The organism is Kitasatospora sp. NPDC028961, assembly GCF_055564815.1.
The window spans coordinates 54333-74997 of record NZ_JBVHVO010000023.1 but is presented as its reverse complement, the minus strand read 5'-3'; the positions used below and the strand labels follow the sequence as shown (position 1 = coordinate 74997).

Annotated in this window: 18 protein-coding genes and 7 tRNA genes; 12 read left to right on the top strand and 13 right to left on the bottom strand. The window is 73.5% G+C overall.

The features are described from left to right. The first annotated feature begins 277 nt into the window (after window positions 1-277). Entirely contained in the window at window positions 278-2326 is a 2049-nt protein-coding gene (locus ACZ4UX_RS28820; RefSeq protein ID WP_465708812.1) for an elongation factor G-like protein EF-G2, read from the top strand. Between the two features lie 13 nt (window positions 2327-2339). Here the strand turns inward: ACZ4UX_RS28820 and ACZ4UX_RS28815 are convergent, their stop codons facing one another. After that, on the bottom strand, window positions 2340-2774 hold the full coding sequence (locus ACZ4UX_RS28815) for a thiol-disulfide oxidoreductase DCC family protein (RefSeq protein ID WP_465708811.1): 435 nt from the start codon (window positions 2772-2774) through the stop codon (window positions 2340-2342). 184 nt (window positions 2775-2958) lie between these two features. Here ACZ4UX_RS28815 and ACZ4UX_RS28810 point away from each other — a divergent pair, with 184 nt between their 5' ends. Further along, window positions 2959-4605: a hypothetical protein gene (locus ACZ4UX_RS28810; protein ID WP_465708810.1), complete on the top strand. Its 1647-nt coding sequence runs from the start codon at window positions 2959-2961 to the stop codon at window positions 4603-4605. 77 nt (window positions 4606-4682) lie between these two features. Here the strand turns inward: ACZ4UX_RS28810 and ACZ4UX_RS28805 are convergent, their stop codons facing one another. The 4 genes from ACZ4UX_RS28805 to ACZ4UX_RS28790 all read right to left on the bottom strand — a co-directional run bounded on the left by ACZ4UX_RS28805 (window position 4683) and on the right by ACZ4UX_RS28790 (window position 9155). Then, entirely contained in the window at window positions 4683-5243 is a 561-nt protein-coding gene (locus ACZ4UX_RS28805; protein ID WP_329486834.1) for an HIT family protein, read from the bottom strand. An 86-nt stretch (window positions 5244-5329) separates the two neighbouring features. Then, window positions 5330-7309, bottom strand: a complete 1980-nt coding sequence (gene thrS / locus ACZ4UX_RS28800; protein ID WP_352293269.1) for a threonine--tRNA ligase — start codon at window positions 7307-7309, stop codon at window positions 5330-5332. 87 nt (window positions 7310-7396) lie between these two features. Next, window positions 7397-8569, bottom strand: coding sequence for a hypothetical protein (locus ACZ4UX_RS28795; protein WP_465708809.1), 1173 nt, complete (start codon window positions 8567-8569; stop codon window positions 7397-7399). 31 nt (window positions 8570-8600) lie between these two features. Next, the gene (locus ACZ4UX_RS28790) at window positions 8601-9155 is read right to left on the bottom strand and encodes a DUF4365 domain-containing protein (RefSeq protein WP_465708808.1); all 555 of its coding nucleotides are present in this window, start codon (window positions 9153-9155) and stop codon (window positions 8601-8603) included. A 151-nt stretch (window positions 9156-9306) separates the two neighbouring features. Between ACZ4UX_RS28790 and ACZ4UX_RS28785 the strand changes: the two genes are divergently transcribed. After that, window positions 9307-10074 (top strand): 3'-5' exonuclease, encoded by a 768-nt coding sequence (locus ACZ4UX_RS28785; RefSeq protein ID WP_352293261.1) that lies wholly within the window; start codon window positions 9307-9309, stop codon window positions 10072-10074. Between the two features lie 101 nt (window positions 10075-10175). On the opposite strand, the gene ACZ4UX_RS28780 is transcribed toward ACZ4UX_RS28785, so the two are convergent. The 3 genes from ACZ4UX_RS28780 to ACZ4UX_RS28770 form a co-directional block, all read right to left on the bottom strand. Next, a tRNA-Val gene (locus tag ACZ4UX_RS28780) sits at window positions 10176-10247 on the bottom strand. Between the two features lie 209 nt (window positions 10248-10456). Then, window positions 10457-10528, bottom strand: a tRNA-Val gene (locus ACZ4UX_RS28775). Window positions 10529-10639: 111 nt separating this feature from the next. Next, window positions 10640-11152, bottom strand: coding sequence for a TIGR02611 family protein (locus ACZ4UX_RS28770; RefSeq protein ID WP_465708807.1), 513 nt, complete (start codon window positions 11150-11152; stop codon window positions 10640-10642). Window positions 11153-11346: 194 nt separating this feature from the next. On the opposite strand from ACZ4UX_RS28770, the gene ACZ4UX_RS28765 reads away from it, so the two are divergent. Together ACZ4UX_RS28765 and ACZ4UX_RS28760 are read left to right on the top strand one after the other, a co-directional pair. Continuing rightward, window positions 11347-11760 carry an SsgA family sporulation/cell division regulator gene (locus tag ACZ4UX_RS28765; protein ID WP_030056266.1) on the top strand — a complete coding sequence of 138 codons (414 nt, stop codon included), beginning with the start codon at window positions 11347-11349 and terminating at the stop codon, window positions 11758-11760. A 406-nt stretch (window positions 11761-12166) separates the two neighbouring features. Next, a complete protein-coding gene (locus tag ACZ4UX_RS28760) occupies window positions 12167-12736 on the top strand; it encodes a CGNR zinc finger domain-containing protein (protein WP_465708806.1) in 570 nt (189 codons plus the stop codon). A 36-nt stretch (window positions 12737-12772) separates the two neighbouring features. On the opposite strand, the gene ACZ4UX_RS28755 is transcribed toward ACZ4UX_RS28760, so the two are convergent. After that, window positions 12773-13264 (bottom strand): hypothetical protein, encoded by a 492-nt coding sequence (locus ACZ4UX_RS28755; RefSeq protein ID WP_465708805.1) that lies wholly within the window; start codon window positions 13262-13264, stop codon window positions 12773-12775. Window positions 13265-13383: 119 nt separating this feature from the next. On the opposite strand from ACZ4UX_RS28755, the gene ACZ4UX_RS28750 reads away from it, so the two are divergent. Next, window positions 13384-13884 carry a DsbA family protein gene (locus ACZ4UX_RS28750; RefSeq protein WP_465708804.1) on the top strand — a complete coding sequence of 167 codons (501 nt, stop codon included), beginning with the start codon at window positions 13384-13386 and terminating at the stop codon, window positions 13882-13884. Window positions 13885-13891: 7 nt separating this feature from the next. Here the strand turns inward: ACZ4UX_RS28750 and ACZ4UX_RS28745 are convergent, their stop codons facing one another. The 3 genes from ACZ4UX_RS28745 to ACZ4UX_RS28735 all read right to left on the bottom strand — a co-directional run bounded on the left by ACZ4UX_RS28745 (window position 13892) and on the right by ACZ4UX_RS28735 (window position 16766). Then, window positions 13892-14731: a GNAT family N-acetyltransferase gene (locus tag ACZ4UX_RS28745; protein WP_465708803.1), complete on the bottom strand. Its 840-nt coding sequence runs from the start codon at window positions 14729-14731 to the stop codon at window positions 13892-13894. 78 nt (window positions 14732-14809) lie between these two features. Continuing rightward, window positions 14810-15640, bottom strand: a complete 831-nt coding sequence (locus tag ACZ4UX_RS28740; RefSeq protein WP_352293254.1) for an aminotransferase class IV — start codon at window positions 15638-15640, stop codon at window positions 14810-14812. A 76-nt stretch (window positions 15641-15716) separates the two neighbouring features. After that, the gene (locus ACZ4UX_RS28735) at window positions 15717-16766 is read right to left on the bottom strand and encodes a chorismate-binding protein (RefSeq protein WP_380386205.1); all 1050 of its coding nucleotides are present in this window, start codon (window positions 16764-16766) and stop codon (window positions 15717-15719) included. 317 nt (window positions 16767-17083) lie between these two features. On the opposite strand from ACZ4UX_RS28735, the gene ACZ4UX_RS28730 reads away from it, so the two are divergent. From ACZ4UX_RS28730 to ACZ4UX_RS28710, 5 genes are all read left to right on the top strand, one after another. Continuing rightward, window positions 17084-17156, top strand: a tRNA-Gly gene (locus ACZ4UX_RS28730). A gap of 40 nt (window positions 17157-17196) precedes the next feature. After that, window positions 17197-17270: transfer RNA gene (locus tag ACZ4UX_RS28725), tRNA-Cys, on the top strand. Between the two features lie 34 nt (window positions 17271-17304). Then, window positions 17305-17376: transfer RNA gene (locus tag ACZ4UX_RS28720), tRNA-Val, on the top strand. Between the two features lie 41 nt (window positions 17377-17417). Next, window positions 17418-17489: transfer RNA gene (locus ACZ4UX_RS28715), tRNA-Val, on the top strand. A gap of 41 nt (window positions 17490-17530) precedes the next feature. Further along, window positions 17531-17602: transfer RNA gene (locus ACZ4UX_RS28710), tRNA-Val, on the top strand. 347 nt (window positions 17603-17949) lie between these two features. Here the strand turns inward: ACZ4UX_RS28710 and ACZ4UX_RS28705 are convergent. Continuing rightward, window positions 17950-18147 carry a hypothetical protein gene (locus tag ACZ4UX_RS28705; RefSeq protein WP_329486846.1) on the bottom strand — a complete coding sequence of 66 codons (198 nt, stop codon included), beginning with the start codon at window positions 18145-18147 and terminating at the stop codon, window positions 17950-17952. 451 nt (window positions 18148-18598) lie between these two features. On the opposite strand from ACZ4UX_RS28705, the gene ACZ4UX_RS28700 reads away from it, so the two are divergent. Further along, window positions 18599-20662: a serine/threonine-protein kinase gene (locus ACZ4UX_RS28700; RefSeq protein WP_465708802.1), complete on the top strand. Its 2064-nt coding sequence runs from the start codon at window positions 18599-18601 to the stop codon at window positions 20660-20662. The last annotated feature ends 3 nt before the right edge of the window (window positions 20663-20665 follow it).

The window sequence follows — 20665 nt, the reverse complement described above, 5'->3', positions numbered from 1 at the left end:
GCCTTCCGAACCGCTCCGATCTCCCTGGTACCCGCCTGCGGCGGAGTACGCGGCAGACGACCGGACGGATCAGCCCACCCGGCGCACCCATCGTAGTCACGCCCACGACACCCCTCCGCGCACCGCACCGCCCGCCCGCCCCCACCGCCCGCCCACCCGCGACCCCCGGCGCACGGCCGCACACACCCGGTCACCGCGAGCCCCCAGAACACGCGCCCCCGCGAACACCGCCCCTAGACTTTTCACGTCAGCCTCGGCGCGACGGGAGGAGACCCCGATGCCCGACCGCAGCACCGCACGATCCGGCCAGGCGCCCAGCGTCACCGACCCCGGACAGCTGCGCAACGTCGTCCTCATCGGCTGCAGCGGCGTGGGCAAGACCACCCTCGCCGAATCCCTCGCCCTCACCGCCGGCGCCCTCGGCCGGGCCGGCCGCGTCACCGACGGCAACACCGTCTCCGACCACGAGGACATCGAGCACCAGCAGCAGCGCTCCGTCCAGCTCTCGCTGCTCCCCCTCGAATGGAACGGCGTCAAGGTCAACCTGATCGACCCGCCCGGCCACCCCGACTTCACCGCCGACCTGCGGGCCGCCCTGCACGCCGCCGACGGCGCCGTCTTCGTCGTCTCGGCCACCGACCCGGTCACCACCCCCACCCGCGCCCTCTGGCGCGAGTGCGCCGCCGAGGGCATCCCCCGCGCCATCGCCGTCGCCAAGTTCGACATCGCCCGCAGCGACTTCGACGACATCCTCACCGCCTGCCACGACGCCTTCGGGCTCGGCCCGGACACCCTGCGCCCGCTCTTCCTCCCCGTCCACCACGACGGCCACCCCGCCGGCACCGTCGACCTGCTCACCGGCCGCACCTACGGCGAGGCCGAACCGCTGCCCGACACCGGCCCCGCCCGCGAGAGCCTCGTCGAAGCCATCTCCGGCCAGGACGACACCCTCATGGAGCGCTACCTCGCCGGCGAACCGCTCGACACCGACGCCCTCGAAGCCGGTCTGCGCCGCGAAGTCCTCGCCTGCGCCCTGCACCCCGCCCTGCCCACCACCGACCGCGGCCTCGGCTCGGCCGAACTCCTCGACCTCATCACCACCGCGTTCCCCGACCCCACCGAACGCACCCGCCCCGGCCCGGACTGCGACCCAGACGCCCCCCTCGCCGCCCAGGTCGTCCGCGTCACCGCCGACGCCTACGTCGGCCGGATCAGCCTGCTGCGGATCTACGCCGGCACCCTGCGCCCCGACACCCACATCCACCTCACCGGCCCCGACCACCCCGAGGACCAGACCGGCGACGAACGCGTCACCGGCCTCACCAGCCCGTTCGGCAAGCTCCAGCGGCCCGTCCCGCACGCCGTCGCCGGAGACCTCGTCTGCGCCGCCAAGGTCAGCACCGCCCGCCCCGGCGACACCGTCCACGAACCCGGCCACCCCGTGAAGCTCGACGGCTGGCCGCTGCCCGAACCGCTCCTGCCGATCGCCATCGAGGCGCACAGCAAGGGCGACGACGACCGGCTCTCCCAGGCCCTCGCCCGGCTCACCGCCGAAGACCCGGCGCTGCGCCTGGAACAGAACCCCGACACCCACCAGCTGGTCCTCTGGTGCACCGGCGAGGCCCACGCCGAGGTCGTCCTCGACCGGCTCCGCGGCCGGCACGGCGTCCACGTCGACACCGTCGAACCCAAGGTCGCCCTGCGCGAGACCTTCGGCACCGCCGCCGCCGGCCACGGCCGACTGGTCAAGCAGTCCGGCGGGCACGGCCAGTACGCGATCTGCGAGCTGGAGGTCGAACCGCTGCCGGCCGGCGCCGGCTTCGAGTTCCGGGAACACGTCGTCGGCGGCGCCGTGCCCAAGCACTTCATCCCCTCGGTGGAGAAGGGCGTCCGCGCCCAGCTCGCCAAGGGCGTCGGCGCCGGGTACCCGCTCGTCGACATCCGGGTCACCCTCACCGACGGCAAGGCGCACTCCGTCGACTCCTCCGACTCCGCCTTCCAGAACGCCGCCGCCCTCGCCCTGCGCGACGCCGCGGAGCACGCCGTCATCCGACTGCTCGAACCGGTTTCCGCGGTCAGCGTCCTGCTGCCCGACGACTACCTCGGCGCCGTCCTCGGCGACCTCTCCGCCCGCCGCGGCCGGGTCCTCGGCACCGAGACCGGCGGCCCGGGCCTCACCCTGCTCCGCGCCGAGGTCCCCGAGCTCGAACTCGCCCGCTACCCCGTCGACCTGCGCTCCCTCACCCACGGCACCGCCGAGTTCTCCCGCGCCCATCTGCGCCACGAACCCATGCCCGCCGCCCTCGCGGCCAAGCACACCGCCTGACGGTCCCGCGGCCTCAGCGCTTCGGCAGCGCGCAGGCCGGCGTCCCGCCCGGCATCCGGTGCCGGTTCTTCGCCACCCAGCGGTACAGCACGTCCGCGATCGGCCGCACCGGCCCCAGCGCCAACACCCCGCCCAGGTACGCCCAGACCCCGCCCGACCGCATCAGCAGCCGCGCCACCGCCTGCGCACCGCCGTACACCCGGCCGGCCGGCGTCACCCAGAGCACCTCGCGCCCGGCCCGCTCCCAGGACACCTCGCCGCGCCCGCCGGCCAGCGCGTCCAGCCCGGCGAGATCCGCGAACTGGAACGGCTCCGCCTCCCAGCCGCCCGACGCCAGGGTCTGGCGCAGGTACCGCTCCGCCCAGCCGGCACACGTCGTGCAGAACGCACAGTCCCCGTCGAAAACCAGCACCGGATCCTTCATCACGGCTCCCTCCGTACGGCCCATGCGCCCATCGTGCACCATTGCGCCCGTCCACCCCCCGCACACGGGTATCGCACGGCGCAAAGGTGGGCATCATGCCCCACGAGCGCGTACTGGCCCGAACGTGACGGCACTTCAGACGATCATCCGCGCGCCGGTACCGCGGCGCGGTACCCTGCCGCTGACAAGGGGAGGAGGGGAAGCCACCGTGACGACACTCGACATGACCCCGGGTGCGCAGATACCCCGGACCGACACCGGCCCGCAGACCGCCGTCACCCAGGCGCTCTCCTCGGCCGCCTACCGCGACGGCGAGGTCCGCGGCTTCGTCGAGACCGTCGCCAACGCCACCGAGAAGAAGGGCCGCTTCGCCCTCTTCCGCCCCAACCTCGGCGAGGCCTTCAGCCGCGCCGTGATCGGACGCACCCTCGGCGGCGACCGCAAGCCCCTCGTCCCGTCCTTCGGCATCGACACCCGGCAGATCGTCGAGCACTGCCTGGCCGCCGAGGACCTGCGCGCCGCCCGGGACCGCCGGCTCACCACCGTCACCCTCGTCACCGGTCTGCTCTTCCTGCCCGGCGCCCTGGTCTGGCTCGGCGCCTTCCAGCTCCGCGCCTGGCTCAAGCGGGACAGCCCCAGGAACGCCGGCGTCGTCGGCGCGGTGGTCCTCCTCGTGGCGGCCGCCGTCGGCGTGCTGCTCGCCCTCAAGCCGCCCGCCGGCGGCCTGTTGGGCGTCTACCTGCGCATCGTGATGCTCGCACCGGTCGTCGGCTGGTACCTCGCCAAGCGCATCGTCGTCGGCACCGCCGTCGACCTGCGCAACCGCTGGCGCGACCTCGTCGAGGGCAACGCCGTCGCCGCGACCGTCCCCAAGGCCGTCCCGCGCGACGACCTGGACAAGAAGGCCGCCGACCTGCGCGCCAAGCTCGGCCGGCTCGAAGCCGAGCAGGACACCAACATCCAGCACTACGCCGGCCCCAAGGGGATCCTCGGCGCCGGCCGGCGCTGGGGCGAGTGGAAGATGGTCGACGCCCTGCGCCCGGCCGAGGGCCACGCCGACTTCCGCGCGTTCCACCCCTGGGACCTCGTCCGCAAGATCGCCGGGCACCTCAAGGGCCTCGGCATCAGCGAGGTCGCCAACAGCGGCATCCCCAACGTCGCCGTCAAGCAGTGGGTGGTCTTCGAGGTCGGCGAGGGCGCCGACGAGATCGGCCGCCCCGGCAACGCCGACATGGACGGCGACCGGATGCGCGACTTCGCCGTCCAGGCCATAGCGGACAAGCAGACCTTCCCCGGCGGCCCCCGGCACTACCTCGCCACCCAGTTCGTCACCCACGACGGCAAGCTGGTGCTCACCTTCACCGTCACCGTCGTCCTGCTCGCGCACACCATGAACGTCAGCGTGGCCGGCTACGCGCTCGGCCCGGTCAACGGCGTCTTCTCCGACAAGCCCAAGGACAAGGAGAAGTCCGTCCCGAAGAGCCTGAGGTTCTGGGAGGAGCGGACGGTCAAGCTCCCGCTGATCGACAACGACGAGGTGGTCCGGCAGGCCGTCCGCGCCCCCCTCCACCGCAGCCCCGGCCTGCTCGCCTGGCTCGGCGGCGGCCTCGGCCTGCCCGAGCCGTTCGGCCTGCGCCACGTCTGGGCCGCACCGCCCTGGAACACCCGGTCGATGACCGACAACGCGCTCAACGCCGCCACCCCGGTGCTCACCGCCGTCCACGCGGCCGTGCTGGAGTTCCTGGAGGAGCACGACCTCGACACCGAGCGCTTCTTCAAGAACCGCGCCTCGATCATCAAGTCCGAGGCGCAGGGCACCCGGCCCTACAAGGTCGACCAGTACGACGCGGGCTGAGCGGCCCGACGCAGAGCAGGGAAAGGGGCCCACCGGTTCTCCGGTGGACCCCTTCCCCTGCGGTTCAGCCCTGCGGTTCAGCCCTGCGGCCAGGCCTCGGCCAGCATCTTGCGGGTGTCCGCCAGCAGCTGCGGCAGCACCTTGGTGTGGCCGACCACCGGCATGAAGTTGGTGTCCCCGCCCCAGCGCGGCACCACGTGCTGGTGCAGGTGCGCCGCGATCCCGGCGCCCGCCGCCGCGCCCTGGTTCATCCCGATGTTGAACCCGTGCGCGCCCGAGGCCGCCCGCAGCGCCGCCATCGCCTTCTTGGTGAACACGGCCAGCTCGGCCGTCTCCGCGTCGTCCAGCTCGGTGTAGTCCGCGACGTGCCGGTACGGGACCACCATCAGGTGCCCGCCGTTGTACGGGTACAGGTTGAGCACCGCGAACACGGAGTTCCCGCGCGCGACGACCAGCCCTTCCTCGTCGCTCAGCGACGGGATCGAGCAGAACGGACAACCGTCGTCCGGAGCCGGACCGGTGGGCTTGTTCTCGCCCTGGATGTAGGCCATCCGATGGGGGGTCCACAGGCGGCGGAAGCCGTCCGGCTCGCCGACGCCCCGCTGCAGTTCCGGCTCAGTCGTCATGCTGATCAGCATATTCGCCCGGCGTGGCTTGCAAAGCAGTGCGGGGCAGACTCCGTGTGGAGACTGCCCCGCGAACCCCGCTGACGCGGGGCGGGAGGTCACACCTGGACGCGACGCTCCACCGCGTCGACGATCTCGGCGACCGCCTCGGCGAGCGGCACGCCGTTCTTCTGCTCGCCGTTGCGGTAGCGGAACGACACCGCGCCCGCCTCGACGTCGTCGTTGCCCGCGATCAGCATGAACGGCACCTTGCTCTTCTGCGCGTTCCGGATCTTCTTCTGCATCCGGTCGTCCGAGGTGTCGACCTCGACCCGGATGCCGCGCTTCTTCAGCTCGGCCGCGACCTCCAGCAGGTACGGCACGTGCTCGTCGGTGATCGGGATGCCGGTCACGGTGACCGGGGCCAGCCACGGCGGCATGGCGCCGGCGTAGTGCTCCAGCAGCACCGCGAAGAACCGCTCGATCGAGCCGAACAGCGCCCGGTGGATCATGACCGGCCGCTGACGCGATCCGTCCGCCGCCGTGTACTCCAGGTCGAAGCGCTCGGGCAGGTTGAAGTCGAGCTGGATGGTCGACATCTGCCAGGTCCGGCCGATCGCGTCCTTCGCCTGGACGGAGATCTTCGGGCCGTAGAAGGCCGCGCCGCCCGGGTCCGGGACCAGCGGCAGGCCCTGCTTCTCGGCCACGTTCGCGAGGACGGCGGTGGCCTCCTCCCAGGCCTCGTCCGAACCGACGAACTTGACCGGGTCCTTGGTGGAGAGCTCCAGGTAGAAGTCGGTCAGACCGTAGTCCCGCAGCAGGTTGAGCACGAAGGTCAGCGTGGAGTCGAGCTCCTCCGCCATCTGCTCACGGGTGCAGTAGATGTGCGCGTCGTCCTGGGTGAAGCCGCGGGCGCGGGTCAGGCCGTGCACCACGCCGGACTTCTCGTACCGGTACACCGTGCCGAACTCGAAGAGGCGCAGCGGCAGTTCACGGTACGAGCGGCCGCGCGCGTCGAAGATCAGGTTGTGCATCGGGCAGTTCATGGGCTTCAGGTAGTAGTCCACGCCCTCGTCGAGCTGCATGGGCGGGTACATACCGTCCGCGTACCAGTCCAGGTGGCCGCTCTTCTCGAAGAGCTTCCCCTTGGTGGCGTGCGGGGTGTAGACGAACTCGTAACCCTCCTCCTCGTGCCGGCGGCGCGAGTAGTCCTCCATGGCGCGGCGGATGATGCCGCCCCTGGGGTGGAAGACGGCGAGGCCGGAGCCGATCTCCTCGGGGATGGAGAAGAGGTCGAGCTCGTTGCCGAGCTTGCGGTGGTCGCGCTTCTCGGCCTCGACCAGGAAGTCGAGGTGCGCCTTCAGCTCGTCCTTGGTCGGCCAGGCGGTGCCGTAGATGCGCTGCAGCATGGGGTTCTTCTCGCTGCCGCGCCAGTAGGCGGCGGCGTTGCGCATCAGCTTGAAGGCCGGGATGTGCCGGGTGGACGGCAGGTGCGGGCCGCGGCAGAGGTCGCCCCAGCAGAGGTCGCCGCTCTTGGCATCCAGGTTGTCGTAGATGGTCAGCTCGCCCGCGCCGACCTCGACGTCGGCGCCCTCGCCGGCGGTGGCGGCGGAGCCCTTGAGGCCGATCAGCTCCAGCTTGTACGGCTCGGCGGCCAGCTCCTCGGCGGCGGCCTCGTCGGTGACCACCCGGCGGGAGAACTTCTGGCCCTTCTTGATGATCTCCTGCATCTTCTTCTCGATGGCCTTGAGGTCATCGGGGTGGAACGGCTTCTCGACGTCGAAGTCGTAGTAGAAGCCGTCCTTGACCGGCGGGCCGATGCCGAGCTTCGCCTCCGGGAAGAGCTGCTGCACGGCCTGGGCCATGACGTGCGCGGTGGAGTGGCGCAGGATGTCCAGGCCGTCCTTGCTGCCGATCTCGACCGGCTCGACCTCGTCGCCGTCCTGCACGGCGTACGCGAGGTCCTTGAGCTGGCCGGCGATGCGGGCGGCGATGATCGAGCGGTCGTCGGCGAAGAGCTCGGCGGCCGTAGTGCCCGTGGTCACCACGCGCTCTTCCCGATCGGGTTCGCGGTTGATGATTACCCGGACGTCCGTCACCGGTCTCTCCTGACGTGCTGGATTCATAGGACGCAACACGGCGCTGCGCGTGACGATGGTACCGAGAGCACCACCCCCGCCGTGCACCTACGCCCCCGCTCCCCCTTCTCCCAGGGTCTTCAGCAGCCGCTCCCGCTCGGCCTCCTCCAGACCGCACGGCTCCAGCGCTCCCGGGTGGGTGAGCCGCCGGAACCCGCCGCGGCGCTCCAGCCGGCCGCTGACCCGCACCGGAGCCCCGGCCAGGTGGGCCTCGACGGCCACCCGGTAGGCGGGGTCGGCGAGCCGCACCCGGACCTCGCTGACCTCCGCGCCGCCGAGCACCTTCAGCCGGACGGTGCCCGGTCCGGCGGGGTCGGCGCGCTTGAGCCGGACGACCAGGCCGACCACGGTGACGGCGACCGCCGGTTCGATCCGCTCCAGCAGGGCGGCCGCCTCCTCCAGCGCGGGCAGGTCCCCGGGCGAGAACTCCAGGGCGATCCGCCGGTCGCCGAATCCGCCGGGCGGCCCGGCGGCGGCCGACCAGGCGACGGACAGCTGTGCCGCCGTGGCGCCGCGCACCAGGTCCTCGACGGACTGCACCAGCTCCCGGCTGACGCCCGCCTGCACCGCGTTCTCGAAGGCCTCCGGGCCGCCGCTGACCCGCCGGTAGTCCACGGCGTCCCGCAGCGCCTCCAGGGCGCGGACCAGGGTGGTGACCACCGGCCGTCCCTCGGGCGCCGGGGTGTACGCGGTGAGTCCGGCGGCGCCGTCCGCCGCCGGACCGCCGCCGACCACCAGGACCTGCTCCAGGAAGTCCCCGGCCCAGGTGTCCAGCCGGGCGCCGAAGTAGGCGGCCCTGGTCCGCCCGGCCTTGGCGCCGGCCGCCAGCATCGCCCGGGCCGCCCGCTGGAGCCGCTCGGCGCCGTCCCAGGGCGCGGTGCCGGCCGGCCCGGGGAGTTCGCGCCGCCACTGCAGCTCGTCCCCCGGCACCGCCAGGGCGAGCAGGATCGAGCGGGCGGACGGGCTGCGGGAGCGCGACAGCGCGGTGACGGCGTCGGCGAGCAGCTCGACGGCGTCGTCGAAGCCCTCCCCGGCCGGGACCAGCAGGCTGGTGCCCGGGTCGGAGTCGCCCGGGGGCGTCCAGCGGCCGTACCGGGCCGAGGGGCCGCCGCGCCGGACCCAGCCGTGCCGGGCGAGCAGCGTGGTGAGCACCGCCGGGTCGACGGCCGCCGGGTCGGGCAGCGCCCGGGAGGCCTCCTGCGGCCCGTGTGGCAGCGTCATGGTCCTGCTCCTCCCCGCCGGGGCCGGGCCGTCACGGGCTACCGCCCGCGCCGACCCGCGCCATGATGTCGCACAGTGCCCGGTCGTCGAACACCCTCGCGGTGGGCACCCGGACGTTGGTCCGCCGCTGCCCGGTGACCGGGTGTCCGGCCAGGTTGACCCAGTAGCAGCAGTGCCGCAGCTCCAGCGCGTCCGGGCCGGCCGAGAGCCAGCGGTCGACCCGGCGCGGCAGCAGCATCACGACCAGGATCCGGGGCACCGCGACCCGCTCCCGCGCGAGCTTGCGCAGGTGGTCGTTGTCCAGGGTGAAGCTGAAGAAGGGTCCGCGCGGATCGGGTGCGATCTGTGCGGTGGCCTTCAGCTGGATCTTGACGGTGACCTCGTCGTCCACCGCGTGGGCGCGCGAGCCGTGGCTGACCTGCCAGTCGATGCCGTTGTCGGGGAAGGGCTGGGACAGCGAGCAGCCGGCCGCCGCCGCCACCGCGTGCAGATAGCCGACCTGCAGTGTCTCCATGCAGGCCGTCACGGCCAGATCGCCCCGCAGGACGGCCGCCGCCCCGTCGGGCTGCGGCTCTGTCAGCGTCATCGCCCCGTAGCCTCCCCCGGCCCGCGGGCCCGTCCGGATTCGAACGGGTCGTCTGATCGCAGGGTGCCCGGCCCGGACAGGGCCAAACGGTTGAAGGGGCGTCAGGAGCGGGTATCACCCGGGCGGGAATCGCAGTACCTGAGGGGCAGTCATGCAGCAGCACTGGTACACCGGTCCGCTCGCCTCCTTCGACACCGAGACCACCGGCGTGGACGTCGAGACCGACCGGATCGTCTCGGCCGCCCTGGTCGTCCAACTCAGCCCGGGCGCGGCACCGCGGACCACTTCCTGGCTGGCCGATCCGGGCGTGCCGATACCCGACGGCGCCCGGGCGATCCACGGCATCGGCGACGAGCGGGTGCGCGCGCACGGCCGCCCGGCGCAGACGGTGGTGGCGGAGATCGCCCGTGCGCTCGCCGAGCAGAGCCGCGCGGGGCACCCCGTGGTGGTGATGAACGCACCGTACGATCTGACGCTGCTGGACCGGGAGTTGCGCCGCCACCGGGCCACCGCGCTGGCGGACGCCCTCGGCCCGGACGGGCTGCTGGTGCTCGATCCCCGGGTGCTGGACAAGCACGTGGACCGCTACCGCAAGGGCCGGCGCACGCTGACCGACCTGTGCGCGCACTACGGGGTGGAGCTGACCGGGGCGCACGACGCGGCGGCCGACGCGACGGCGGCCCTGGGGCTGGTCCGGACGATCGGCGCGCGCTACCCGGCGGCACTGGGCGGACTGTCGGCGGCCGAGCTGCACCTGCGGCAGGCGGTCTGGCACGCCGCGCAGGCCCGGGGGCTGCAGAACTGGTTCGACCGCTCGGGGACGCCGGAGCGGGTGGACTTCTCCTGGCCGTTGCGCCCGGCCCGCTGCGGGTGCGGACGGCGGCTGTCGGCGGAGCACAGCTGCGAGGTCGCGGCGTAGCCGGACCGGATGCGACGGCCGGCGCTCGCCGGATCGGTCGCTCGGTCCACGAACGCAACAGGCCCCGATCGGTATCCGATCGGGGCCTGCGTGCTGTCCGGTGGGCGATACTGGGATCGAACCAGTGACCCCTTCGGTGTGAACGAAGTGCTCTCCCGCTGAGCTAATCGCCCGGGCAACGAGAAGAACAGTAGCACCATTCGGGGGGTGTCGTACAACTCGCACCAGCCCGGGCGGCCGGCGCATCGGCAGAACTCGCGCTCCGCGCGGAAGGTGACTGCGCCTCAGTCCGATTCTCCGGCGACAGTTCACGGGATTGCGGAAATACATGTGAGGCCCAGCCGATAATCGACTGGGCCTCACATATCACAATGCATTCCGGTGGGCGATACTGGGATCGAACCAGTGACCCCTTCGGTGTGAACGAAGTGCTCTCCCGCTGAGCTAATCGCCCGGGTGCAGGGAAAACATTACCGCATCCCCCGGGGTGCTCCGAACACGCCCGCCCCGGGCCCCCGCCCCGACCCGTCACCCGAACGGGCCGCCACCGGTCGCCGCGGCCGGGTCAGTGCCGGTCGATCTTCCAGGGCATGGTGAGCCCGTACTTCCAGAGGTACCAGGCGCCGATCCCCGCGATCACCGCCAGGCCGATCGCGGTGAGTGTGATGTTGCGGCGGCGGACCCTCGGGTCCATCGCCTTCTGCGCCGCCTCGGCCACCTTGCGGCGGGTCCAGCGCAGGGCCAGCTGGGCCCAGACGAACTCGGTGGCCCAGACGCCCATACCCAGGAAGATGACCACCCAGCCGGGGCCGGGCAGCGGCAGCATGATCACGCCGGCCACCACCACCGCCAGGCCGACCAGGAAGACGGCCACCTGCCAGCTCAGGTGCAGCGGCCTGGACCGCCGGATGAAGTGCGGCGCGCGCGAGCCCAGCGGCCGGCCGCCGTCGGCGCCCGCCGCGCCCTCCGCCCCGTCCCCGTCCGGCGTGTGTACCCCCGAGTCGTCCGGCACGACCGCATCACCCGTTCTCGTGTTCCCGCCCGCGTTCCCGCGCGCCTTGTCGCTTCGCACAGTCATGCCAGGAAACTAACCGAGAAGTGGCCCGGTAATGCCCCGGCGGGCACTCCGTGCCGATTCCGCAATGCGCCGTAAGGGGTACGACTCGGCCCCGAATCGGGACAGAGGGGTTTACATCGGTCGTGGAGGTGGGATGGTCCGTTCGCCGACGTGCGATTCCCCGAGCGCACACTGAGCGAAAGGCCATGGCGCTTATGAACACCACGGTCAGCTGCGAGCTGCACCTGCGCCTCATCGTGTCCAGCGAGTCCTCACTGCCCGTCCCCGCGGGCCTGCGCTACGACACCGCCGACCCCTATGCCGTGCACGCCACGTTCCACACCGGCGCCGACGAGACGGTGGAGTGGGTGTTCGCCCGAGATCTCCTTGCGGAGGGGCTGCATCGACCCACCGGCACCGGCGACGTCCGGGTCTGGCCCTCGCGCAGTCACGGGCAAGGGGTGGTCTGCATCGCGCTGAGCTCTCCGGAAGGAGAAGCCCTGCTGGAGGCCCCGGCCCGAGCGCTTGAGTCGTTTCTCAAGCGCACGGACGCCGCTGTGCCGCCCGGCACCGAACACCGTCACTTCGACCTCGACCGGGAGCTGTCCCACATCCTCGCCGAAAGCTGACCCCGACCGGAGGCGGTCACGCCCCGCCGTCGGCGGGGCCGTAGCCCCCTGCTGTCACCGCTGCCGTCCTACTCGGGGGCACGGCAGCACGACTCAGCCGCGCACGACGCGGACTCGGGGCCGGTGAAACGGTCCGCCCCCACCGGGGCGGGCCCCAGCACCGCAGGCGCCCGGCACTGGAGCCGGCCATCCGTACGGGTGGCCGGCCTCGCTGCCGGGCGCCGCTGTTTCGCGGCGGCGGGTGATCGGACTTTGCGGGTCCGCGACACGAACGCCCGCACGCCCCGTCGCAATCCGTACACGCCTTCGACCGAAGCGGCGGCCCGCCGCTGCGGGGCCCGGTAAGGTCTGAGACTGACCGTAGACGCGGGGTGCCGACGGCCCCCTCCGCGCGAGGAGCCCCCACGTGCTGATCACCCATGACACCGAGTGCGCGCTGAGCATCCTCGTCGAGCTGCTCAACACGGCGCCCGAGGTGTGCGGCAGCGAGCTGCTGCCCGACGTGGCCGCGCTGGACGCCTTCGTGGTCCGCCAGGAGATCAGCGAAATCGACTCGCTGACCGAGGACGACCTGCGCAAGGTGCAGGAGCTGCGCACCCGGCTGCGGGTGGTGTTCGGCACCGAGTCCACGGCAGAGGCCGCCGAGCTGGTCAACGCGCTGGTCGCGGCCGCCGGCACCACGCCCCGGCTCACCAACCACGACCACCACGGCTGGCACATCCACTACTTCGCCCCGCACGCCGCGCTGCACGACCACCTGGCGGCCGAGCTGGGCATGGCGCTGGCGTTCATCCTCACGGCGGGCGAGCGCGAGCGGCTGCGCCGCTGCGAGGCGCCGGACTGCGCCCGCGTCTTCGTCGACCTCTCTCGTAACCGGTCCCGGCGCTACTGCGACAGCCGGACCTGCGGGAACCGGCTGCACGTCGCCGCCTACCGGGCGCGCCAGCGCTCGGCGGAGGCCGTGCCCTCCGCCTGAGCGCTCACCGGCCCCCGCTCGCCGTGACCGCCGCGTTCAGATGCCGCGGCGGCGCAGGATCTCCTCGATGTCGGCGAAGTCGCCGAGGCCGTCGTCCCGCTTGCCCGCCTTCGGCGCGGTGCTCCTGGGAGCGGCGGCCTTCGGGGCGGCGAAGGGCCGGCCGGCCGGTGCACCGGTGACGGCGGCCCGTCCCGGGGCGGACCCGGCGGCGGCCGGCGCGGAGCCGGTGGCGTCCACCGCGCGGCGGCGGCCCGCCCAGCGGGTGGTGACCAGCAGGACGGCCGACACCGCGAGCAGCGCGATGCCCGTCCAGACCCGGGGGTCGAACACCAGCTTGGTCGCCCAGTCGGCGAGCTCGCTGCCGATCGTGCGCGCCACCGGGAAGAGGCCGGTCAGATAGAGGCCGGCCGGCAGCAGCGCCACGGCGAACCAGCGGATCGCGGAGAGGTAGCGCCGGCGGTAGGCGCGCAGGCCCGCGACGGCCACGCCCGCGGCGGTGAGCACGAAGGAGACCGCCGCCGTCAGCACGGCGGCACTCCGTCACGTCCAGTTGTCCTCGTCATCGGGTCGGACCTCCCGTCGCTTCCGGCCGGCGCCCGGGCACACCGCCGGGACGGCGCGGTGCCCACTAGTGGAACACTGGGGGCATGATCGAAGGTTCCCTCCCCCGTCTCGAGTTCTGGTGCGAGCTCCAGTGCCCGGACTGCCGCACCGCCCTGGACGACGTCCGGGCGCTGCGCGAGCAGTACGGTGACGCGCTCGTCGTCGAGTTGCGCCACTTCCCGCTGGAGAAGCACAAGCACGCGTACGCCGCGGCGCAGGCCGCCGAGGAGGCGTTCGCCCAGGGCCTGGGGTGGCCGTACGTGGAGGCCCTGCTGGAGCGGGTCGACGACCTGGCGGCTCGCGGCGAGGAGGTGCTGCTGGAGGTGGCCCGTGCCGTGGGAGTGGATGCCGAGGAGGTCGACACCGCGCTGGTCGACGGCCGGCACACGCTGATCGTGGACGCCGACCAGGCCGAGGGGAAGGCGATCGGGGTGCGGGGCACCCCGACGTATGTGATCGGCGGGAAGCGGCTGGACGGCGGGCAGAGCCAGGACGGCCTGCGGGACCGGATCGCCGCCGTCATCGAGGCGGCGAAGGCCTCCTGACGCCAGGTCAGGTCAGCGGCTTGCCGTAGACCCGGTTGGTGACCCGGTAGCCGAGCGACTCGTAGAGCCGGATCGCGACCGCGTTTCCGGTGAACACGTTGAGCCCGAGGTCCCTCACGCCGGCGGCCAGGCACTCGCGTTCGGCGAGCAGCATCAGCGAGCGGCCGTGGCCGGCGCCCCGGTGGGCCTCGGCCACCTCGACGACCATCACCCAGGCGAGCGGGGCGCCGTCGGGCAGGTCCCGGACCCGCAGGGCGAGCCAGAGCGAGCCTAGCGGGTCCGGCGCGTCCCCGTAGAGCCGGCGCAGGGCCACGCCGGGGCTGTCGGCGCCCTGCGGCAGCAGGGACTGGTGGTCGGCGTCCGACTTGGCGCGGGCCTGCTCGGCGCCGAGGCCGGAGGAGACCAGGTCGGACAGATAGCCCTCCTTGGCGTCGGCCAGCCACCCGGGGAAGGTCTCGGCGTCGATCCGGCGCGCGGCGACGCCGGCCGGGAGCGCGGGCGGGGCGGCGAGCCGCTTGGCCATGTTCCGCATCCGCTCGGTGTAGCCGAGGGCGACGGCGAGGCCGCGGGCGGCCGGCGCCGCCTCGGGGACGTCGGCGTCGACCCGGGTGCAGCCCCAGCCGCGGAGCACCTCCTCGGCCGCGAGCGCACCGAAGGTGCCGCGCCCCCGGCCGCGCCCCTCGTGCACCTCCAACTCCGATATCTCACCCCAGAGTTGATCGCCGCGGCGAATGGCGGTGGTGCGCAGCGCGCCGACCGGGCGGCCGTTGGCGCAGATCTGCCAGCGTCTGGTGCGACCGCCGGCGGCGGGTGACTCCGGCCCCTCGGGGCGCAGCGTGGTGGTCATGTCGTGGTCCCTTCCCCGCCGCCCGGGTGTTCTATCCGCCGAGGGGCCGCGAGGAGTCCGGGGCCGGTGTGGTGGGGCTCAGGGGTCGAGGTCGTCGCCGCTGCGCTCGGTGAAGACGGCCAGCGCCTTGGTGGTGACGGGGCCCGGTCCGGCGAGTTCACGGTCGTCGATCCGGGTGACGGCCTGGACGTCGCGCAGGGTGGAGGTCAGGAAGATCTCGTCGGCCTCCCGGAGCACGTCCAGCGGCAGGTCCGTCTCCTCGGCGCCGCACCAGTCGACGACGAGCTGCCGGGTGATGCCGGCCAGGCAGCCGGAGGCGAGGGTGGGGGTGAGCAGGCGGCCTCCGAGGACGACGAAGACGTTGGAGCCGGTGCCCTCGCAGAGCTGCCCGGCGGTGTTGGCGAACAGGGCTTCGGAGGCCTGGACGCGGTGGGCGGCGGCGAGCGCGACGACGTTCTCGGCGTAGGAGGTGGTCTTGAGGCCGGCGACGGCGCTGTGCTCGTTGCGGCGCCACGGGACGGTGGCGGCGGCGGTGGTGTCGGGGCGGCGGGCGGCGGTGCCGAGGGAGACGACCAGGGTGGGGGCGTCCTGGCCGCGCTCCGAGCCGAGCGGGGCGATGCCGCCGGTGTAGGTGAGGCGTAGGCGGCCCAGGGGCATCGGGTTGGCGGCCAGCACCTGGGCACAGGCTTCGCGGACCAGGTCGTGGTCGGGGTCGGGCAGGCCGAGGCCGCGGGCGGAGCGGGTGAGCCGGTCGAGGTGGCGGGTGACGGCGAAGGCCCGGCCGTCGACGGCCTTCATCGTCTCGAAGACGCCGTCGCCGGTGGTGAGGCCGTGGTCGAGGACGGACAGGGCGGCGTCGGCGGAGTCGACGAGTGACCCGTTGACCCAGCTCTTGGTGGGGTGCTGCATCGAGGGCTGCTCCTCAAGGCGGTTGCGCGGTCCGGTGAGCCTGGGTCGGTGGTGGCCCGGGGGTGTGCGTCCCGCTTCAGTCGGTTGCGGTGCCCGACGCTATCGCGACCAGGCGGGCGGCCTTCAGTTCGGTTTCCGCCCACTCGCGCGCCGGGTCGGAGCCCCAGGTGATGCCCGCGCCGGTGCCGAAGCGCAGCACGGGTGCGCCGGGGTCGGTCCGGTCGATCCAGAACGTGCGGATGCCGACGGCGAGTTCGCTCTCGCCGCGGTCGGCGTCGACCCAGCCGACGGCTCCGCAGTAGGGGCCGCGCGGGGCGGTCTCCAGGGCGTCGATGATCCGCAGGGCGCTGGACTTGGGGGCGCCGGTGACGGAGCCCGGCGGGAAGGTCGCGCCGAGGAGTTCGGGCCAGCCGGCCTCCGGGCGCAGGGTGCCCTGGACGGTGGAGACCAGGTGGACCAGGCCGGGGTGCTTCTCGACGACGCAGAGGTCGGGGACGGTGACGGTGCCGGTCTCGCACACCCGGCCGAGGTCGTTGCGGACCAGGTCGACGATCATCACGTTCTCGGCGTGGTCCTTCTCCAGCAGGTCGGCCTCGGTGCGGCCGGTGCCCTTGATCGGGCCGGAGGAGACGGTGCGGCCGTCGCGGCGCAGGTAGAGCTCGGGCGAGGCGGTCGCGATCTCGACGCCGTGTCCGGGCAACCGGACGGTGCCCGCGTAGGGGGCGGGGTTCCCGTGTGCGAGCAGACCGGTGAGGGCGTCGATGTCGGTGCGGTCCCGGTCCGGCAGCGGCGCGGAGAGGACGCGGCAGAGGTTGGCCTGGTAGACCTCGCCGGCCGCGATGTGGTCGCGGATGCGGCGGACGCCGGCCTCGTAGGCGGCGCGGTCCAGGGAGCTGTGCCAGCTGTCGGCGGCCGGGCCGAGCCAGCCCGCGCCGGACGGGGGCGCGGGGGCGGGGCGGACGTCGTCGAAGCGGGCGCAGGTGAGGCGGCCCTCGAAGTCGTGGACGACGGCCCAGAAGCCGGCGGAGTCGAGGGCGGCCGGGTCCGAGGTAACGTCGCGCAGCCCGGTGGCGAGGCGGCCGCCGAAGCGGGCGAGCGGGCTGTGGGGGACGGGCTGGCCGGACACGGTTCTCCTGCGCGGGCTGGTGGGGCTGCGGTGCCTGAAGTGTAGGTCGGGGGCGCGGGCGGGGGTCGGGCCGCCGCAGGGGGCGCGAGCAGGTGCGGGCGTCGCGCGGGTGTGCGCCGGGTGGCCGGCGGCTGACCGTCGGGTGCGCCGCAGGTGGGGGCGGTGGCCACCCGGAACGGCTGACGGGGCGGCACCCCGGGGGCACCCCCGCGGCACGCTGCGGGAACGGATTTTTAGCTGGCCCGGGAATCCGCTAGAGTTCAACACGTCGCCAGGGAGCGCAACCGCACAAAAGCGGTGAGGCCCCCGGGAGACAGGCGGACGTGGCTCAGTTGGTAGAGCATCACCTTGCCAAGGTGAGGGTCGCGAGTTCGAATCTCGTCGTCCGCTCGATGGAGAACAGTGTAAGATCGTTCTTCGAGTGTTGCCTGGTGGAGTGGCCGAGAGGCGAGGCAACGGCCTGCAAAGCCGTCTACACGGGTTCAAATCCCGTCTCCACCTCCAAGAGGTACGACCGGTTCGACCGGGCGACCTCCCCGCGCGATTAGCTCAGCGGGAGAGCACTACCTTGACACGGTAGGGGTCACTGGTTCAATCCCAGTATCGCGCACGTCGGATCCTTCGGGGTCTGCTGCAGGACCGCCGCACCAGGCGCGATTAGCTCAGCGGGAGAGCACTACCTTGACACGGTAGGGGTCACTGGTTCAATCCCAGTATCGCGCACGTCGGGCCCTTCGGGGTCTGCTGCAGGACCGCCACACCAGGCGCGATTAGCTCAGCGGGAGAGCACTACCTTGACACGGTAGGGGTCACTGGTTCAATCCCAGTATCGCGCACAGTAACCGGCCGGGGCCGTGATCCATGGATCACGGCCCCGGCCTTCTGCGTTTCCGGGACCGCTGTCCGGCCGGCGTGACTGCCGTTCCGCAGCGGGCGGCTGCTGGCGCGCTGTTCGGCGGTCGGCCTCCGGGGAACGAAGAAGAGCCGTGTACGGACGCCCTCACCGACGTCCGTACACGGCATCTCCGCCTGCCGGGGTGCTCTGCGCACCACTCCCGCCCGTCCGCGGGTCAACGCGGTGCGCGGCCTTCCCCGGCGGCACTGGCTCCCCGTCCCCAGGGGATCAGTGCCCGTTCAGTGGCCGGCCGGGCTGGTGCGCCGGCCGGGATCACGGGTCGATCGGTCAGTGGGTGATCAGTTCGGCGACGGCCTGCGCCTGGTTCGCCATCTGCTCCCAGCCCCCGAAGAGGATGACCAGCAGCACGGCGCAGGGCAGGGCGATCGCCAGCGCCACCGCCGGGTGCCTGGTCGGCTCCGCGGCCTGGCGCTGGGTGAAGGCCGGCCGACGGCGGCGGGGTGACCCCGTGAGCTGCGATGCCATGCCCTCACTCCTGATTCCTGCGCCGCTCTGGTCGTGCGCTGCTCGTGCCGACCGACGGGTCTAAGTGGACGCGGTGGACGGCTTACCTCGGGGGACGAGCTCCCCGTCCACCGCTGAGGACAACGCTATGGCCCGAGGGGGTGGTCGGACGTCATGCCGTCGTACTGTTCTCCGGGCATCCCCGAGGATGACGCTCCGACTTGAGGAGTACTACCGAAGGGGGAGAGTCCCTCCACCGGACCCCCGGGGGAACCCTGAGAGCGGACCCCGAGAAGCGCTCCCGCCACCCCGCGCGCGACTGTCAGTGCAAGATCGGACAATCGCACGGAGGGTTCAGGTGTTGCGTATCAGCACACCGCAGCAGGCAGTCCGTAAGCTGTGCCCGACAGGAACTGACGATGCCCCAACCGACGGGGCCTCATCCACAGGCTGACGGGGAACGATGATGGCGATGATGCGGCTGAGGCGTGAGGACCCCCGCATCGTCGGGCCGTACCGGCTGCACCGGCGCCTCGGAGCCGGCGGCATGGGCGTCGTCTACCTCGGCTCGGACCGGCGCGGGCAGCGGGTCGCGCTCAAGCTGATCCGCGCCGAGCTGGCCGAGGACCTGGAGTTCCGCACCCGCTTCGCCCGGGAGATCGCCGCCGCGTCCAGGATCCGGGGCGGCTGCACGGCGCGGGTGGTCGGCTCCGACATCGAGACCGACCGGCCCTGGCTGGCCACCGCGTACGTCCCCGGTCCCTCGCTCTACAAGCGGGTCGGCGACGGCGGACCGCTGAGCTGGCCGGAGGCCGCCAGGATCGGCGCCGCCCTGGCCGACGGCCTGGTCAAGGTGCACGAGGCCGGGGTCGTCCACCGGGACCTCAAGCCGTCCAACATCCTGCTCTCGCCCCGCGGGCCGCGGATCATCGACTTCGGGATCGCCTGGTCCCGCGGCGCCAGCACGCTCACGCACGTCGGCACGGCGGTGGGCTCCCCCGGCTTCCTCGCCCCCGAGCAGGTCCGCGGCGCCGCCGTGACACCCGCGACGGACGTCTTCGCCTTCGGGGCGACGCTCGCGTACGCGCTCACCGGGGACACCCCGTTCGGCTCGGGCGCCTCCTCCGAAGTGATGCTGTACCGGGTCGTCCACGAGGAGCCCGACCTGACGGACGTCCCTCCGCAGCTGGCCCCGCTGATCCGGGCCTGCCTGGCGAAGGAGCCCGCCGAGCGGCCCGGGGCGGCCGCCCTGCACGAACGGCTGAGCGAACTCGCGGCGCGCGGCACGGGCGACGGCCCGGCGCCGGAGCGGCCCGGGCGCGGGCCCATCGGCCGCGCCGGGGCAGGCGCCCGGCCGAGCGCTCCCGGGCCCGGCTCGGCCGCCGGACCGGCCTCGGCGGGCGCCGCCGCACGCGGCGTCCCCGCGCCGGGGCGCGGACCCGACCCGGCGGGCGCCCCGCGTGCCCGCGCCGGGGCGGCGAGCCGGCCGGGCGGCCAGCAGCCCGTCGCACAGCACGGCGCCCACCCGGGCGTCGCCCAGCGCCGGCCGCAGGGCCGGCCGGGGCAGGCTGCCACCGCGCCGATGCCGCGCCCCGAGGCCCACACCACCCGGCCGCTGCGCGAACGCCAGCAGACCCCGCCGCCGGGGCGCACCGGCACACCCGGCGCCGCGGCGGGCTCCCGCGAGCGGGACCAGCGGCCGGACCGGCCGCGCGGGCAGGCCCGCGACCGGCAGCACACGCCCGTCCCCGGCGGCCGCCCGGCCACCGCCCGCCGGCGGTTGCTGCGGCAGCGGCTGGTGGTCTTCGTCACCGTGACGATCGGTGTGGCACTGGCGATCGCGGCGGCGCAGGGGTGCGAGAACCGGGACAACCAGAGCCTCGGTCCGGTCCGCGGCGCCGGGGCCACGGTCAGCGCCGGACCCAACGGGCCCGCCGGGCAGCCGGGCGCCGCCACGCAGGGGGCCGGGCTCTCGGCGGACGGCGCGGCGCAGTCCGCGACACCGCTGGCGGCGGCGGCCCACGGCAGCGTGGCGGGTGACGGCGCGCTGACGCCGCCGCAGGGCGCCGGGCCGGCGGTGGACTGGCCCAACCGCAGCTACCCCGACCCGGCGGGCGGCCCGGCGATCGCGCTGCGGGACGGCCGCTCGGCGGCGGGGGCGGGGCCCCAGGTCGCGCTCAGCGCCGTCCTCCCGGCCCGCTACAAGGGCGCGGCCGCGGCCCTGGTGGTGCTGCGCCGCGCGGAGGGCTCGGTGCCGGCCGACCTCGTCCAGTTGTTCGCCTTCAACGGGGACGCGCCGGTCGCGCTGGCGTCCCGCTCGTCCGCCGCCGATCCGCAGGCGACCGCCGCCTGGCGGCTCGACAATGGCGCGCTGGTCCGCGAGGAGCGGGCCAACCAGACCGGCGCGGTGGCCTCCACCCGCTACTCGGTGCGGTCGGACGGCACCATCGAGGAGTCCTGGCCCGGCGCCCCCACCACGATCGTCACCCCGCCACCCGCCGCCGCCCCGGCCCCGCCGACGGCCCCCACGGGCTGACCA

Bases quoted from the DNA above. Each gene is read 5' to 3' on its own strand.
- ACZ4UX_RS28820 (WP_465708812.1), top strand. From the start codon at position 278: ATGCCCGACCGCAGCACCGCACGATCCGGCCAGGCGCCCAGCGTCACC.
- ACZ4UX_RS28815 (WP_465708811.1), bottom strand. From the start codon at position 2,774: ATGGGCCGTACGGAGGGAGCCGTGATGAAGGATCCGGTGCTGGTTTTC.
- ACZ4UX_RS28805 (WP_329486834.1), bottom strand. From the start codon at position 5,243: ATGCTGATCAGCATGACGACTGAGCCGGAACTGCAGCGGGGCGTCGGC.
- ACZ4UX_RS28795 (WP_465708809.1), bottom strand. From the start codon at position 8,569: ATGACGCTGCCACACGGGCCGCAGGAGGCCTCCCGGGCGCTGCCCGAC.
- ACZ4UX_RS28790 (WP_465708808.1), bottom strand. From the start codon at position 9,155: ATGACGCTGACAGAGCCGCAGCCCGACGGGGCGGCGGCCGTCCTGCGG.
- ACZ4UX_RS28785 (WP_352293261.1), top strand. From the start codon at position 9,307: ATGCAGCAGCACTGGTACACCGGTCCGCTCGCCTCCTTCGACACCGAG.
- ACZ4UX_RS28770 (WP_465708807.1), bottom strand. From the start codon at position 11,152: ATGACTGTGCGAAGCGACAAGGCGCGCGGGAACGCGGGCGGGAACACG.
- ACZ4UX_RS28765 (WP_030056266.1), top strand. From the start codon at position 11,347: ATGAACACCACGGTCAGCTGCGAGCTGCACCTGCGCCTCATCGTGTCC.
- ACZ4UX_RS28750 (WP_465708804.1), top strand. From the start codon at position 13,384: ATGATCGAAGGTTCCCTCCCCCGTCTCGAGTTCTGGTGCGAGCTCCAG.
- ACZ4UX_RS28745 (WP_465708803.1), bottom strand. From the start codon at position 14,731: ATGACCACCACGCTGCGCCCCGAGGGGCCGGAGTCACCCGCCGCCGGC.
- ACZ4UX_RS28740 (WP_352293254.1), bottom strand. From the start codon at position 15,640: ATGCAGCACCCCACCAAGAGCTGGGTCAACGGGTCACTCGTCGACTCC.
- ACZ4UX_RS28705 (WP_329486846.1), bottom strand. From the start codon at position 18,147: ATGGCATCGCAGCTCACGGGGTCACCCCGCCGCCGTCGGCCGGCCTTC.
- ACZ4UX_RS28700 (WP_465708802.1), top strand. From the start codon at position 18,599: ATGATGCGGCTGAGGCGTGAGGACCCCCGCATCGTCGGGCCGTACCGG.